The sequence below is a fragment of the Streptococcus mitis genome (genome assembly GCF_003943905.1).
Lineage (GTDB): Bacteria > Bacillota > Bacilli > Lactobacillales > Streptococcaceae > Streptococcus > Streptococcus mitis_BC.
In genome coordinates this window covers 484,647-500,190 of the sequence record NZ_RJNS01000001.1, presented here as the reverse complement: position 1 = coordinate 500,190, position 15,544 = coordinate 484,647, and the positions used below count along the sequence as shown (strand labels likewise).

General features: G+C 41.3%; 12 protein-coding genes and 1 other annotated feature. Of the genes, 11 read left to right on the top strand and 1 reads right to left on the bottom strand.

Translation table 11 applies throughout. The annotated features are described in order from the left end of the window. Window positions 1–19 precede the first annotated feature (19 nt). Complete coding sequence (locus tag D8854_RS02515) at window positions 20–832, top strand: LicD family protein (protein ID WP_125449426.1); 813 nt, start codon at window positions 20–22, stop codon at window positions 830–832. A 36-nt stretch (window positions 833–868) separates the two neighbouring features. Continuing rightward, window positions 869–3,394: an MBL fold metallo-hydrolase gene (locus D8854_RS02510; protein WP_125449425.1), complete on the top strand. Its 2,526-nt coding sequence runs from the start codon at window positions 869–871 to the stop codon at window positions 3,392–3,394. Between the two features lie 49 nt (window positions 3,395–3,443). Here the strand turns inward: D8854_RS02510 and D8854_RS02505 are convergent, their stop codons facing one another. Beyond that, on the bottom strand, window positions 3,444–4,922 hold the full coding sequence (locus D8854_RS02505; RefSeq protein ID WP_125449423.1) for an oligosaccharide flippase family protein: 1,479 nt from the start codon (window positions 4,920–4,922) through the stop codon (window positions 3,444–3,446). Between the two features lie 122 nt (window positions 4,923–5,044). On the opposite strand from D8854_RS02505, the gene mecA reads away from it, so the two are divergent. The 9 genes from mecA (at window position 5,045) to rplL (ending at window position 15,350) form a co-directional block, all read left to right on the top strand. After that, entirely contained in the window at window positions 5,045–5,785 is a 741-nt protein-coding gene (gene mecA / locus D8854_RS02500) for an adaptor protein MecA (protein WP_125449421.1), read from the top strand. Window positions 5,786–5,932: 147 nt separating this feature from the next. After that, on the top strand, window positions 5,933–7,219 hold the full coding sequence (locus tag D8854_RS02495) for a homoserine dehydrogenase (protein WP_125449419.1): 1,287 nt from the start codon (window positions 5,933–5,935) through the stop codon (window positions 7,217–7,219). 1 nt (window position 7,220) lies between these two features. After that, complete coding sequence (gene thrB / locus D8854_RS02490; RefSeq protein ID WP_125449417.1) at window positions 7,221–8,090, top strand: homoserine kinase; 870 nt, start codon at window positions 7,221–7,223, stop codon at window positions 8,088–8,090. A gap of 250 nt (window positions 8,091–8,340) precedes the next feature. Next, window positions 8,341–9,279, top strand: coding sequence for a peptide-methionine (R)-S-oxide reductase MsrB (gene msrB, locus D8854_RS02485; RefSeq protein ID WP_125449415.1), 939 nt, complete (start codon window positions 8,341–8,343; stop codon window positions 9,277–9,279). 59 nt (window positions 9,280–9,338) lie between these two features. After that, window positions 9,339–11,063, top strand: coding sequence for an ABC transporter ATP-binding protein (locus D8854_RS02480; RefSeq protein WP_125449413.1), 1,725 nt, complete (start codon window positions 9,339–9,341; stop codon window positions 11,061–11,063). A 1-nt stretch (window position 11,064) separates the two neighbouring features. Continuing rightward, complete coding sequence (locus D8854_RS02475; RefSeq protein ID WP_125449411.1) at window positions 11,065–12,813, top strand: ABC transporter ATP-binding protein; 1,749 nt, start codon at window positions 11,065–11,067, stop codon at window positions 12,811–12,813. A 98-nt stretch (window positions 12,814–12,911) separates the two neighbouring features. Next, entirely contained in the window at window positions 12,912–14,171 is a 1,260-nt protein-coding gene (locus tag D8854_RS02470) for a TRZ/ATZ family protein (RefSeq protein ID WP_125449409.1), read from the top strand. 61 nt (window positions 14,172–14,232) lie between these two features. Beyond that, window positions 14,233–14,368 (top strand) — a sequence feature (ribosomal protein L10 leader region). 38 nt (window positions 14,369–14,406) lie between these two features. Next, window positions 14,407–14,907, top strand: a complete 501-nt coding sequence (rplJ, locus tag D8854_RS02460; RefSeq protein WP_001287274.1) for a 50S ribosomal protein L10 — start codon at window positions 14,407–14,409, stop codon at window positions 14,905–14,907. 74 nt (window positions 14,908–14,981) lie between these two features. Continuing rightward, the gene (rplL, locus tag D8854_RS02455; RefSeq protein ID WP_001196962.1) at window positions 14,982–15,350 is read left to right on the top strand and encodes a 50S ribosomal protein L7/L12; all 369 of its coding nucleotides are present in this window, start codon (window positions 14,982–14,984) and stop codon (window positions 15,348–15,350) included. Window positions 15,351–15,544: the final 194 nt, after the last annotated feature.

The following is a 15,544-nucleotide window of genomic DNA, read 5'->3' as shown; positions in this document are numbered from 1 at the left end:
AATTAGGAGAATAAAACGTATGTCTGAGAGAGTTTTAAGTCTTGAAGAAATAAAACAAGTGGAGTTGGATATTTTAAAGTATCTACATGAACTATGTGAACAGCATCAGATTAAATATTTTATTGATTTTGGAACCTTACTAGGAGCTGTCCGCCATAAAGGATTTATCCCTTGGGATGATGATACAGATATTTCCTTAGCGCGAGATGAATTTGAAAAGCTTTATAAGGTTTTAAAAAATGAGAATCATCCCTACTACAAATTGATTTCATTTAGAGAAACAAAAGGCTATCCTTACAGTTATATGCGTGTCCACGATATTAGAACACGTAGAGACGCCAATCTTCTGGACCCGACAGTTGTATTAGGAACTTGCGTTGACATTTTTCCATACGATGGTGTCGTGACGGAGGAAAGTGATTGTAAGAAAATGAAGCTCTATAAACACTTTGTCCGCCTTTCTTCTTTGAATTTCAAAGGAATTAAATCAGAAAATGGGGGGATAAAAAATCTGCCTCGTTATATTGGGTCAGCTGTTTTCCGTCTAAGCTCTCCACAAACTTGGAATCAAAAATTAGAGAACCTTGCTTTGAAATATAGTGTAAATCAAGCTACAGATCTTACCTGTACGATATTTGATCCAAGTTTTCCAGAGGGAATCAAAAAAGAATGGCTCTATGATCTGATTGATATGCCATACGAAAACATCGTAGTGAAGGCTCCGAGAAAATACCATGAAATTCTTGTCTACGAATTTGGATCAGATTATATGACTCCACCACCTGTTGAACAGCAGGTTCCAGGAACTGATAAGAATTATTGGATTGATTAGTAAAAGATTGTTTTCATCGAGAAAGGAGTGTTCAAGATGAAGAATAAAAGATTAGTTAAATTAGTCAGTTATGGTTTACTTGCTTTCCTTTTTGTGTTGATTGGTTTATCACAACAAGTTAATGCAGACACTATTACTGCTGGTTCAGGCAATCGTATCCATTTCATAAATACTAAAGCAAAATCTGGGAGTGATGCTATCCTTCTGGAAAGCAATGGTCATTATGCCTTGATTGATATGGGGGAAGATTATGACTTTCCTGATGGGAGTGATCCACGCTATCCAAGTCGTTGGGGAATTTCCATGAGAAATTATCAAGTCTTGGAAGACCGTTTGATTCGCCATCTTGATCAGATTGGTGTTAAAAAACTGGATTTTATTATTGGAACCCATGTACATAGTGACCATATCGGCGGAGCAGATGAGATACTTAATCGTTATCAGGTTGGTAAGTTTTATTTGAAAAAATATTCAGATGATCGGATCACAGCAAACTGGGGACTCTGGGATAATCTTTTTAATTACGATAATGCTTTGAGAGCCGCACAAAAACGAGGGGTTACTCTTATTCAGAATATTACAGACGAGGATAGTCACTTTAAATTAGGTGATATGGATATCCAACTCTATAATTATAAAAATGAATATGATGCTGATGGTAACCTGAAAAAAGTTCTAGATGATAACTCCAACTCTATCGTTTCGGTGGTGACTGTGGCAGGAAAGAGAATCTATCTTGGTGGAGATTTGGATAATGCCGAAGGAGCGGAAGATAAGTTAGGTCCTGTTATCGGCAAGGTTGATATGATGAAATGGAACCATCATTATGATGCGACAATTTCAAATACGATTAATTTTCTTGAAAACCTATCTCCAAAGATGATTATTCAAACAACTGGTGGTGATATTAATGTTGCTTCAACCAGAGAATATCTCCAAAAGAAAAATATTCAAGTTCTCAGAGCTTCTAGTCAAACTCAAGACGCTACTGTTTTTGATATTAGTGATAGCGGATTTGCCAATGTTTCTAATCTCTTCCCTGACATCCCTGTAGTTGACGAAAAATGGTATCAAGAAGGTGGCTACTGGAAATATCGTTTAGCAGATGGGGAAATGGCTATCGGTTGGAAAGAGATTGGCGGAGCCACTTACTTCTTTAATGGAAAAGGGCAAATGCAAGCAGGACGCTGGCTTCACCTTAATGATGATTGGGGAGAAAATGCTAAGGGGAATGATTACTATCTCAACTCAAATGGTAAAATGCAAACAGGCGGTTGGTTCAAGCTGGATGGCCATTGGTATTATATCCAATCAAATGGTGCTAGACGATTTAGTGAGCTTTCTGAAATTGGAGGGAAGAAATATCTCTTTGCAGCAGATGGAAAGATGCTAACAGGAAATCAAGTCTTTAATGGCAAGAAGATGTTCTTTGCAGACAGTGGTGCACTTCAAACAGCAGGTAATCCTTCAACTTGGCAAAAGATTGATTCAGATTGGTATTTCTATGATGAGGATGGGCTAAAGACCATCGGTAAAAAGAATATCAACGGAAGCACATACTACTTTAATCAAGAAGGTGTCATGCAAACTGGCTGGGCCTTTGTTGATGGTCACTGGAACTATTTTGCAAGTTCTGGAGCTATGAAAACTGGATGGGTCAAGGATCAGGACACTTGGTATTATCTGGACAAAGATGGCATCATGCTCACTGGAAAACAAGATATAAATGGTGTTCGTTACTATTTGAACGCTAGTGGTGCCATGCAAACAGGCTGGAAATGGCTAGAGAACAATTGGTATTACTATGCGAACTCAGGAGCTATGAAAACTGGATGGGTCAAGGATCAGGACACTTGGTATTATCTGGACAAAGATGGCATCATGCTCACTGGAAAACAAGAAATCAATGGTACGCGTTACTATTTGAATACCAGCGGTGCCATGCAAACAGGCTGGCAGTGGCTTGATAAACACTGGCATTACTACGCTGACTCAGGAGCTGTGAAAACTGGTTGGTTGAAGGATCAAGGAACATGGTATTATCTTGAAGATCAGGAAGGTATCATGCTGGTCGGTTTCCAACAAGTAGATGGTAAGCAGTATTACTTTAGTGCATCAGGAGCTATGCAAACAGGCTGGAAATGGTTTGATAATCATTATCGTTACTTTGAAGCAAATGGAGCTATGAAGACAGGTTGGATAAAGGATAAAGGAATCTGGTATTATCTCAATCCTGAAGATGGCATCATGCTAGTTGGTCTTCACAAAATCAATGGCGACCATTATTACTTTGATGAATCAGGAGCTATGCAGACCGGTTGGAAACGAATTGACGGTAATTGGTACTATTTCCAAACAGATGGTTCCTTGTTGAAAAATGCTACCACACCGGATGGTTATAAGGTAAACGAGGAAGGCATTTGGAAACAGGCTGTTGCTGCTGTCAATGGCGAAGCAGATCAGTCAGAGAAGAAGCAAGAAGCTAGTTCTTCTATTGCTGAACAGCCAAAACAAGATTCAAATCTAGAAGCCAATACTTCTGACAAGAAAGAAAAAGAATAAATAAGAAACACCCTACTGATAAACGCTCGTTTATCAGTAGGGTGTTCTGTTAGTTTCTTTTGATCTTAGCTAATACTAGGTTCAGTGCATAGTGAAGTGTTTTATCCTTGGTGAGAAAGAGAGTTAAGAGATAGTAGATTCCACAAGTAGCTATGGTAGAGAGAACCATGAGGATCATGTTGAGGTTCACCGTATAGGAACTGATTTGGAAAATCATCTTGAAAATATAGAAGATTGGGATAAATCCAAGGGATATGAGACCATAACGCGTTAAGGTCATAAAGATTTCTTTTAAATTGATTAGTTGGTGTTTCCTAATAAAATGAATTTCTAAGAGAACAACGATGGCTTCTGCAATAATGGTAGTAGCAATATAATACTCAGGGGCAAAAATATTATTGATATATAAGATACAGTTGAAGAGGAGATTTGCGCCACCACCAGCAAAGTAGAAAGCAGTCAAGCGGTTCTCGTGGTCATTGATAAAGATAATTTGCTTACCAAGAATCAACTCAATAGCCCAGATAATGGTTCGAAAGGCGAAGACGCTGGTCACGATACCTGCCTCAAGATACTTTTCAGAAGAGTAGATAACCGTTGCGTACTTTCCCAAAATCATAATCCCAAAACTAGTTGGAATCATGAGAAAATAGAATAATGATGCCGCTTGATTTACAAGATAATTATAAGAATTGTAGTCCTTTTTTCCGAGATAGTAGCCGAGACGTGGAATGCTGACACTGATAGCTCCACTTAAGACACCAGCAATCAGCATGACGATGCTATAGGCAATTGTATAATAAGAAATATAGTTTTCATCTGGTCCCTTGGTGATAAACATTCTATCTAGCAAGGTATAAAGCATATTGGCATTTGCCAAGAGAAGCATAGTAAAGAGTGGTTTAGAAGCTTTAGCTAATTCGACGAATCCAATTTTAACAAAAGAAACTTCTCTCTTAATCCAAAGAAAACTAAGGAGGTAGTTGAGGATAGTGGTCGCTGTCATGACGATAGCATAAGGAACGATATCATCAGCAGTTTTGACAAAGGCAAAGATAGCGACCAGCATGGTAATTCGAATAATCAATGTCTTGTAAAGGATAAAGGCATAGTTTTCATAGGCCTCATTCATCCATTCGATATTGAGGAATTGGAAGAGAGCCTGGGCCCCTAGGATGTAGTAGAGGACTTTCAGGTTCTCAATGCTGGTGTCAAAGAAGATAAAGAGGAAGTAGATACCAGTGGTCAGGAGAGAGGTGAAAACTGAGATATAAAACAACTTAGAAAAGACGTAGTTGATTTTATTCTTGTCATCCTTGACCTTACTGATAGCTCGAATCCCGTAGTTGTATATCCCAAAGGCAGCTAGTGGAATAACGAAACTTGCCCAGGTATTGGCGGTATTGAAATAACCGTAGTTGGATTTGCTGAGAATCCGCGTCAGATAAGGGTTGGTTATCAGCGGAAAAACGATATTGAGAATATTGACCAGCAGGCTGGCCAAGGCATTAACTTTTATATTTTTCATTGAACTTTCTTTCTTAAATGTAACATTATCTCTAGTATTATATCACATTCCAGCTTCATTCTTTTGATAAAATCGTAAAAATCTAGTATAATAGATAGACTGAAAGTATGAGGTTACTAGATATGAAGATGAAACAAATTAGTGATACAACACTGAAAATCACGATGACTTTAGATGATTTGATGGACCGGGGAATGGAAATCGCAGACTTTCTCGTTCCTCAGGAAAAAACCGAAGAGTTTTTCTATGCTATTTTAGATGAATTAGAGATGCCAGACAATTTCTTGGATAGTGGCATGCTGAGTTTCCGTGTGACTCCAAAACCAGATAAGGTCGATGTCTTTGTGACCAAGTCCAAGATTGACCAGAATCTGGATTTTGAAGATTTGGCAGACCTACCTGACATGGAAGAATTGGCCCAAATGTCTCCAGATGAATTTCTCAAAACATTGGAAAAGAGTATCGCAGAAAAGACCAAGGATGATATTGAGGCCATCCAATCATTGGAACAGGTCGAGACTAAGGAAGAGGAGCAGGAGCAGGCAGACAAGGAGACGGAGAATAAGAAAGAACCTTATATCTACTATATCCTGCGCTTTTCAAGCCTTGCTGACTTGGTTGCTTTTGCAAAGACGGTTAACTACCAGATGGAAACATCTGAACTCTATAAGATGAATGGGCACTACTATTTGACAATCTTAGTCGATGTGGAAAATCATCCTAGTCCATATCCAGCTTGGCTCTTGGCTCGTATGCGTGAATTTGCAGATGATAGTGATATCAGTCGTTCTGTCTTGCAAGAGTATGGGCACATTTTGATTAACCATGACGCAGTTCTCGGTCTGCAAAAGATTCGTTCATAATTTTTAAAATCAATTTTCATTTATCAAGAAAGATGAATCATGGGATTCGTTTTTTCTTTTCTATCTATAAATAGTGGTTTTCTTGGATAGGAATTTTCACAAAATTCTGTTATAATGGCTATATCAGAAAATTTCTAGGAGACAAACATGACAGTTAAAATTGCTTTACTTGGATTTGGTACCGTTGCAAGTGGTGTGCCTTTCCTCCTAAAGGAAAATGGAGAAAAAATCGTTCAGTCAGCTCATTCAGAGATTGAAGTAGCCAAGGTATTGGTCAAGGATGAAGATGAAAAGAACCGCTTGCTTGCAGCAGGAAATGACTTTAACTTTGTAACCAATGTAGATGATATTTTAGCAGACAAGGACATTACAATCGTAGTGGAATTGATGGGGCGTATTGAGCCTGCTAAGACCTTTATCACGCGTGCCTTGGAAGCTGGGAAACACGTTGTTACTGCCAACAAGGATCTTTTGGCTGTCCATGGAGCAGAATTGTTAGAAATTGCTAAAGAGCATAATGTAGCACTTTATTACGAAGCGGCAGTTGCTGGTGGGATTCCAATTCTTCGCACTCTAGCAAATTCGTTGGCTTCTGACAAAATCACGCGCGTTCTTGGTGTCGTTAACGGAACTTCCAACTTCATGATGACCAAGATGGTTGAAGAAGGCTGGTCTTACGATGACGCTCTTACGGAAGCACAAAGATTAGGTTTTGCAGAAAGCGACCCTACAAATGACGTGGATGGGATTGACGCAGCCTACAAGATGGTGATTTTGAGCCAGTTTGCTTTTGGTATGAAGGTTGCCTTTGACGATGTAGCCCACAAGGGAATCCGCAACATCACACCAGAAGACGTAGCTGTAGCCCAAGATCTGGGCTATGTAGTGAAATTGGTAGGTTCTATCGAGGAAACTCCTTCGGGTATTGCTGCAGAAGTGACTCCAACCTTCCTTCCTAAAGCACATCCACTTGCCAGTGTGAATGGTGTAATGAACGCCGTTTTTGTAGAATCTATCGGTATCGGTGAGTCTATGTACTACGGACCAGGTGCTGGCCAAAAACCAACTGCAACAAGTGTTGTAGCGGACATTGTCCGTATCGTTCGTCGCTTGAATGATGGCACTATTGGTAAAGACTTCAACGAATACAGCCGTGACTTGGTTTTGGCTAATCCAGAAGATGTTAAAGCAAACTACTATTTCTCAATCTTGGCACCAGATTCAAAAGGTCAGGTCTTGAAATTGGCTGAGATTTTCAACGCTCAAGATATTTCCTTCAAGCAAATCCTCCAAGATGGCAAAGAGGGTGACAAGGCGCGTGTAGTGATTATCACTCATAAGATCAATAAAGCACAACTTGAGAATGTTTCAGCTGAGTTGGCCAAAGCTTCAGAATTTGACCTCTTGAATACCTTCAAGGTGTTAGGAGAATAGGATGAAGATTATTGTACCTGCAACCAGTGCCAATATTGGGCCAGGTTTTGATTCGGTCGGTGTAGCTGTAACCAAGTATCTTCAAATTGAGGTCTGTGAAGAACGAGATGAGTGGTTGATTGAACACCAGATTGGCAAATGGATTCCCCATGACGAGCGTAATCTCTTGCTCAAGATTGCCTTGCAAATTGCGCCAGACTTGCAACCGAGACGCTTGAAAATGACCAGTGATGTTCCCTTGGCGCGTGGCTTGGGTTCTTCAAGCTCGGTTATTGTTGCTGGGATTGAACTGGCCAACCAATTGGGCAAACTCAACTTATCTAACCACGACAAATTGCAGCTGGCGACTAGGATTGAAGGACATCCTGACAATGTGGCTCCAGCCATTTATGGTAATCTCGTTATTGCGAGCTCTGTTGAAGGGCATGTTTCAGCAATCGTGGCAGACTTCCCCGAGTGTGATTTTCTAGCTTATATTCCCAACTATGAATTACGCACTCGAGACAGCCGTGGTGTCTTACCTAAGAAATTATCCTACAAGGAAGCTGTTGCTGCCAGTTCTATAGCAAATGTAGCTGTTGCAGCCTTGTTGGCAGGAGACATGGTGACAGCTGGACAAGCAATCGAGGGAGACCTCTTCCACGAGCGTTACCGTCAGGACTTGGTGAGAGAATTTGCGACGATTAAGCAAGTAGCCAAAGAAAATGGAGCCTATGCGACCTATCTCTCTGGAGCAGGGCCGACAGTTATGGTTCTGGCTTCTCATGACAAGATGCCCAAGATTAAGGCAGAATTGCAAAAGCAACCTTTCAAAGGAAAATTGCATGATTTGAAAGTTGATACCCAAGGTGTCCGTGTCCAAGCAAAATAAAGAATAGAAGATAGGATGGGGAAACTCTCGACCAGAGGGCTTCCTATCCTTTTTTTGAAAAGAAGTTTATACTCAATGAAAATCTAAGAGCAAACTAAGAAGCTAGCCGCAGGCTGCTCAAAACAGTGTTTTGAGGTTGTGGATAGAACTGACGAAATCAGTAACCATACCTACGGTAAGGTGACGCTGACGTGGTTTGAAGAGATTTTCGAAGAGTATTAGTTAAAAACTTGATGAAGGAGAAATGAAGATGGCAGAAATTTATCTAGCAGGTGGTTGTTTTTGGGGTTTAGAGGAGTATTTTTCCCGAATTTCTGGAGTGCTAGCAACCAGTGTTGGCTACGCTAATGGGCAAGTCGAAACGACCAATTATCAGCTGCTCAAGGAAACAGACCATGCAGAAACGGTTCAAGTGATTTATGATGAGAAATCCGTGTCACTTAGAGAAATTTTACTTTATTATTTCCGTGTCATTGACCCTTTATCTATCAACCAGCAAGGGAATGACCGTGGTCGTCAATATCGAACTGGAATCTATTACCAAGATGAAGCAGACTTGCCAGCTATCTACACTGTGGTGCAGGAGCAGGAGCGTATGCTGGGTCGAAAGATTGCAGTAGAAGTGGAGAAACTTCGCCACTATATTCTGGCGGAAGACTACCACCAAGACTATCTTAAGAAGAATCCTTCAGGTTACTGTCATATCGATGTGACCGATGCTGAGAAGCCATTGATTGATGCAGCAAACTATGAAAAACCTAGTCAAGAGGTGTTAAAGGAAAGTTTATCTGAAGAGTCCTATCGTGTCACCCAAGAAGCTGCAACAGAGGCTCCATTTAGCAATGCTTATGACCAGACCTTTGAAGAAGGGATTTATGTAGACATCACGACTGGTGAGCCACTCTTTTTTGCTAAGGATAAGTTCGCTTCAGGTTGTGGTTGGCCAAGTTTTAGTCGTCCGATTTCTAAGGAGTTGATTCACTACTACAAGGATTTGAGTCATGGAATGGAGCGAATCGAGGTTCGTTCTCGGTCAGGAAATGCTCACTTGGGTCATGTTTTCACAGATGGACCTCAGGAGTTAGGTGGCCTGCGTTACTGTATCAATTCGGCCTCCTTGCGTTTTGTAGCCAAGGATGAGATGGAAAAAGCAGGATATGGCTATCTATTACCTTACTTAAACAAATAAAACTGAGAGGGTAGGGCTTCCCACTTTCTTCATTTCCAGCATAAGAATAGAAGGGATCTATGAAACACTTACTATCTTACTTCAAACCCTATATCAAAGAAGCCATTTTAGCTCCCTTATTCAAGTTACTTGAAGCTGTTTTTGAGCTCTTGGTTCCCATGGTGATTGCTGGGATTGTTGACCAATCTTTACCTCAGGCAGATCAAGGGCACCTCTGGATTCAGATTGGCCTACTCCTTATCTTTGCAGTGATTGGCGTTTTAGTAGCCTTGATTGCTCAATTCTATTCAGCCAAGGCAGCGGTAGGTTTTGCCAAGGAATTGACAAACGACCTCTATCGTCATATTCTTTCTTTATCTAAGGACAGCAGAGACCGTTTGACAACTTCTAGCTTGGTGACCCGCTTGACTTCTGATACCTACCAGATACAGACTGGTATCAATCAATTCCTGCGCCTCTTTTTGCGAGCGCCTATTATCGTTTTTGGTGCAATCTTTATGGCCTATCGCATCTCAGCTGAGCTGACTTTTTGGTTTTTGGTCATGGTTGGTTTTTTGACAATCGTTATTGTCGGTCTCTCTCGACTGGTCAATCCTCTCTACAGTAGTCTCAGAAAGAAAACGGACCAACTGGTTCAGGAAACGCGTCAGCAATTACAAGGCATGCGAGTTATTCGTGCTTTTGGTCAGGAAAAACGAGAGTTACAAATTTTTCAAACCCTTAACCAAGTTTATGCTAGATTGCAAGAAAAGACGGGTTTCTGGTCTAGTTTGTTAACACCTCTGACCTATCTGATTGTTAATGGAACTCTTCTCGTCATCATCTGGCAGGGATATATTTCAATTCAAGGAGGTTTACTCAGTCAAGGTGCCCTCATTGCCCTTATCAACTATCTCTTGCAGATTTTGGTGGAATTGGTCAAGCTAGCTATGTTGATCAATTCTCTCAATCAGTCTTATATCTCAGCTAAACGAATCGAGGAAGTCTTTGCTGAGGCTCCAGAAGATATCCATTCGGAGTTAGAACAAAAGCAAGCTTCCAGTAATCAGGTTTTACAAGTCCAAAAATTGACCTTTACTTATCCTGATGCGGCCCAGCCTTCTCTGAGAGACATTTCCTTTGATATGAAGCAAGGACAAATCCTTGGTATCATTGGGGGAACGGGTTCTGGTAAATCAAGCTTGGTGCAAGTCTTACTTGGTCTATATCCAGCAGATAAGGGAAGCATTAACCTTTATCGAGATGGACGTAGTCCTCTTAATTTGGAGCAGTGGAGGTCTTGGATTGCCTATGTGCCTCAAAAAGTCGAGCTCTTTAAAGGAACTATTCGTTCTAACTTGGCTCTAGGTTTCAATCAAGAAGTATCTGACCAGCAACTCTGGCAGGCCTTGGAGATTGCGCAAGCTAAGGATTTTGTTAGTGATAAGGAAGGTCTCTTAGATGCCACTGTTGAGGCAGGAGGTCGAAATTTCTCAGGTGGACAAAAACAAAGGTTGTCTATCGCCCGAGCGGTCTTGCGCCAAGCTCCGTTTCTCATCCTAGATGATGCAACCTCGGCCCTCGACACCATTACCGAGTCCAAGCTCTTTAAATCTATTCGAGAAAATTTGCCAAACACGAGCTTAATCTTGATTTCTCAACGGACTTCGACGCTTCAGATGGCTGACCAGATTCTCCTTTTGGAAAAAGGTGAGTTACTAGCTGTTGGCAAGCACGATGACTTGATGAAATCCAGCCAAGTCTATCGGGAAATCAATGCATCCCAACATGGAAAGGAGGACTAGCATGAGACGACAAACCGCAAACCAGACGCTCAAACGTTTGGTTAAGGATTTAGCAAGCCATCCCTTCCTCCTTTTTCTAGCCTTTCTAGGAACTATTGCCCAAGTTGGCTTATCAATTTATCTACCTATCTTGATTGGGCGGGTCATTGACCAAGTCCTGGTGGCTGGTTCTTCACCAGTTTTTTGGCAGATTTTTCTCCAGATGATCTTGGTGGTAATAGGAAATACACTGGTACAATGGGCCAATCCTCTTCTTTATAATCGCCTAATCTTCTCTTATACCAGAGATTTACGAGAGCGAATCATTCATAAGCTCCATCGTTTACCGATTGCCTTTGTAGATAGGCAAGGAAGTGGAGAGATGGTCAGTCGTGTGACCACGGACATAGAGCAGTTGGCAGCTGGTTTGACCATGATTTTTAACCAATTTTTCATTGGTGTTTTGATGATTTTGGTTAGTATTCTAGCCATGCTCCAAATCCACCTCCTCATGACCCTCTTGGTCTTGCTGTTGACGCCGCTGTCTATGATGATTTCACGCTTTATTGCCAAACGGTCCTATCATCTTTTCCAGAAGCAAACAGAGACGAGGGGGATTCAGACTCAGTTGATTGAAGAATCACTTAGCCAGCAGACCATTATCCAGTCCTTCAATGCTCAGACAGAGTTTATCCAAAGACTGCACGAGGCGAATGCCAACTACGCAGGTTATTCTCAGTCAGCCATCTTTTATTCATCAACGGTCAATCCTTCGACTCGCTTTGTTAATGCACTCATATATGCTCTTCTTGCTGGAGTGGGAGCTTATCGTATCATGATGGGGTCCACCCTGACTATCGGTCGTTTAGTGACTTTTTTGAACTATGTCCAGCAGTACACCAAGCCCTTTAACGATATTTCTTCTGTTTTAGCAGAGTTGCAAAGTGCTCTCTCTTGCGCAGAGCGCGTCTATGCTGTCTTAGAGAGTCCTGAGGTGACTGAAACAGGTAAGGAAGCCTTTACCGGTGACCAAGTTAAGGGAGCCATTTCCTTTAAGCATGTTTCTTTTGGATACAATCCTGAAAGGATCTTGATTAAGGATTTATCCATTGATATTCCAGCTGGTAGCAAGGTTGCCATTGTTGGTCCGACAGGTGCTGGCAAATCAACTCTCATCAATCTCCTCATGCGCTTTTATCCTATCAATAGTGGAGATATCTTGCTAGATGGACGGTCCATTTATGACTATACCCGAGCATCATTGAGACAGCAGTTTGGCATGGTACTCCAAGAAACCTGGCTCAAGCAAGGGACCATTCATGATAATATTGCCTTTGGAAATCCTGATGCTAGTCGGGAGCAGGTGATTGCCGCTGCCAAAGCAGCCAACGCAGACTTTTTCATCCAACAGTTGCCACAGGGATACGATACCAAGTTGGAAAATGCAGGTGAATCTCTCTCTGTCGGTCAGGCTCAGCTTTTAACCATTGCCCGTGTCTTTCTAGCTATTCCCAAGATTCTCATCTTAGACGAGGCGACTTCTTCCATCGATACGCGGACAGAAGTGCTAGTTCAGGATGCCCTTGCCAAACTGATGAAGGGGCGCACAAGCTTTATCATTGCTCACCGTTTGTCAACCATTCAGGATGCGGATTTGATTCTCGTCTTGGTAGATGGTGACATTGTTGAGCATGGTAACCATCAGGACCTCATGGCTAGAAAGGGCAAGTATCACCAAATGCAAAAAGCTTCAGCTTTTAGCTCTGAATAATCCTTTCTATTTTGCAATATTATGGAAAAAAAGTTGCCTTCGGGTGACTTTTTTGTTACAATAGCTAGAAAAAATCAGGGTCTTAGAAGGAGAAAACAATGAAAGTCTATCAGCATGTAAATATCATGACTTGTGACAAAGATTTCCATGTTTATTTGGATGGTATCTTGGCTGTTAAGGATTCTCAAATCGTCTATGTTGGTCAAGAGAAGCAAGAAATTTTAGAGCAAGCTGAGCAGATTATAGACTATCAGGGAGCCTGGATCATGCCTGGTTTGGTCAATTGTCACACCCATTCTGCTATGACAAGTTTGCGAGGGATTCGGGATGATAGTAATCTCCATGAATGGCTCAATGACTACATCTGGCCAGCAGAAGCAGGTTTTACTCCCGACATGACTACCAAGGCAGTCAAAGAGGCTCTGACAGAAATGCTCCAGTCAGGAACAACAACCTTCAACGATATGTATAATCCCAATGGTGTGGATATTGAGCAAATTTATCAGGCAGTCAAGGCTTCTAAGATGCGTTGTTATTTCTCACCGACCCTCTTTTCTTCAGAGACAGAAACAACTGCTGAGACCATAAGCAGAACACGAGCTATCATCGAGGAAATCTTAGGATATGAAGATCCAAATTTCAAGGTTATGGTAGCGCCACATTCTCCATACAGCTGTAGCAAAGACTTGCTTCAAGCGAGCTTAGATATGGCAAAAGAGCTGGACATTCCAATCCATATCCATGTGGCAGAGACCAAGGAAGAGTCAGGAATTATCCTGAAACGATACGGCAAACGTCCCCTTGCCTTTCTAGAAGAACTGGGTTACTTAGACCATCCGTCCGTCTTTGCTCATGGGGTCGAATTAAACGAACGAGAAATTGAGCGCTTGGCCTCCTCTCAAGTGGCTATTGCCCACAACCCTATCAGTAATCTCAAACTAGCCTCAGGGATTGCTCCCATCATCCAACTTCAAAAAGCAGGAGTGGCAGTAGGTATTGCGACAGATTCGGTTGCTTCCAACAACAACCTTGATATGTTTGAGGAAGGACGAACAGCAGCTCTCTTACAGAAAATGAAGAGTGGAGATGCCAGCCAGTTTCCAATTGAAACAGCCCTCAAAGCTCTAACGATAGAAGGTGCTAAGGTTCTTGGAATGGACGAACAGATAGGAAGTCTGGAAGTTGGTAAGCAAGCAGATTTTCTCGTCATCCAACCACAAGGGAAAATCCATCTCCAACCTCAGGAAAATATGCTCTCTCACCTCGTTTATGCAGTCAAATCTAGTGATGTTGATGATGTCTACATTGCTGGAGAACAGGTAGTTAAGCAAGGCAAAGTTTTGACAGTAGAGATTTAAAAAAATTTAAAAAAAGTTTGCAAAAATCTTGCATTCTTTTTTTGTCTATGCTATACTTATATACGGTTTGAAAAAACTGCCTAAGACAGTAGGGGAGCTTGACTCATAAAAATCCTACCGAGGACAAAACGTATCATGTAAAAAGAAGCGTATTGTACTTTCGTGTCTAGGTTTGGGCGCGTTTTTCTTTTGGAAAAATTCCCCAAGCAAAATAATTACGGAGGTGAACACACTAATGAGTGAAGCAATTATTGCTAAAAAAGCGGAACTAGTTGACGTAGTAGCTGAAAAAATGAAAGCTGCTGCATCTATCGTCGTTGTAGACGCTCGTGGTTTGACAGTTGAGCAAGATACAGTTCTTCGTCGTGAGCTTCGTGGAAGCGAAGTTGAGTATAAAGTCATTAAAAACTCAATCTTGCGTCGTGCAGCTGAAAAAGCTGGTCTTGAAGATCTTGCATCAGTATTTGTTGGACCATCTGCAGTAGCATTTTCTAACGAAGATGTTATCGCACCAGCAAAAATCTTGAACGATTTTGCTAAAAACGCTGAAGCACTTGAAATCAAAGGTGGTGCAATCGAAGGCGCTGTCGCATCTAAAGAAGAAATCGTTGCTCTTGCAACTCTTCCAAACCGCGAAGGACTTCTTTCTATGCTCCTTTCTGTACTTCAAGCGCCAGTGCGCAATGTTGCTCTTGCAGTCAAAGCGGTTGCAGACAACAAAGAAGACGCAGCTTAATCTTAAGCTACGCAGCGTAGCTTAGCTACGGAAAAACTATTATAAAATTAAAAACTTATTTGGAGGAAATAACAATGGCATTGAACATTGAAAACATTATTGCTGAAATTAAAGAAGCTTCAATCCTTGAATTGAACGACCTTGTAAAAGCTATCGAAGAAGAATTTGGTGTAACTGCAGCTGCTCCTGTAGCTGTAGCTGCAGCTGGTGCTGCTGACGCTGGTGCTGCTAAAGATTCATTTGACGTTGAATTGACAGCTGCTGGTGACAAAAAAGTTGGCGTTATCAAAGCTGTACGTGAAATCACTGGTCTTGGACTTAAAGAAGCTAAAGAACTTGTTGATGGTGCACCAGGTGTCATCAAAGAAGGCGTTCCAACTGCAGAAGCTGAAGAAATCAAAGCTAAATTGGAAGAAGCTGGAGCTTCAGTTACTCTTAAATAATAGAGCAACTACTTTAGTAGCTTAAAAACATTATTAAACCGCTATTCTTAGAATTAGCGGTTTTTCTTTTTGTTCAAGAAGGGGCAAAAAAGGGGCAAACTATTTTATAATTTATCTAGGAGACAAACAAGTTTTGAATAATAGGCTTTCCATTAAACATTGGTGAAGTACAGTCTCTGGTTTTTTCCTTGATC

Excerpts from the sequence above, each read along its gene's own strand:
- D8854_RS02515 (WP_125449426.1), top strand. The coding sequence starts at position 20 with ATGTCTGAGAGAGTTTTAAGTCTTGAAGAAATAAAACAAGTGGAGTTG.
- D8854_RS02510 (WP_125449425.1), top strand. The coding sequence starts at position 869 with ATGAAGAATAAAAGATTAGTTAAATTAGTCAGTTATGGTTTACTTGCT.
- D8854_RS02505 (WP_125449423.1), bottom strand. The coding sequence starts at position 4,922 with ATGAAAAATATAAAAGTTAATGCCTTGGCCAGCCTGCTGGTCAATATT.
- mecA (WP_125449421.1), top strand. The coding sequence starts at position 5,045 with ATGAAGATGAAACAAATTAGTGATACAACACTGAAAATCACGATGACT.
- D8854_RS02495 (WP_125449419.1), top strand. The coding sequence starts at position 5,933 with ATGACAGTTAAAATTGCTTTACTTGGATTTGGTACCGTTGCAAGTGGT.
- thrB (WP_125449417.1), top strand. The coding sequence starts at position 7,221 with ATGAAGATTATTGTACCTGCAACCAGTGCCAATATTGGGCCAGGTTTT.
- msrB (WP_125449415.1), top strand. The coding sequence starts at position 8,341 with ATGGCAGAAATTTATCTAGCAGGTGGTTGTTTTTGGGGTTTAGAGGAG.
- D8854_RS02480 (WP_125449413.1), top strand. The coding sequence starts at position 9,339 with ATGAAACACTTACTATCTTACTTCAAACCCTATATCAAAGAAGCCATT.
- D8854_RS02475 (WP_125449411.1), top strand. The coding sequence starts at position 11,065 with ATGAGACGACAAACCGCAAACCAGACGCTCAAACGTTTGGTTAAGGAT.
- D8854_RS02470 (WP_125449409.1), top strand. The coding sequence starts at position 12,912 with ATGAAAGTCTATCAGCATGTAAATATCATGACTTGTGACAAAGATTTC.
- rplJ (WP_001287274.1), top strand. The coding sequence starts at position 14,407 with ATGAGTGAAGCAATTATTGCTAAAAAAGCGGAACTAGTTGACGTAGTA.
- rplL (WP_001196962.1), top strand. The coding sequence starts at position 14,982 with ATGGCATTGAACATTGAAAACATTATTGCTGAAATTAAAGAAGCTTCA.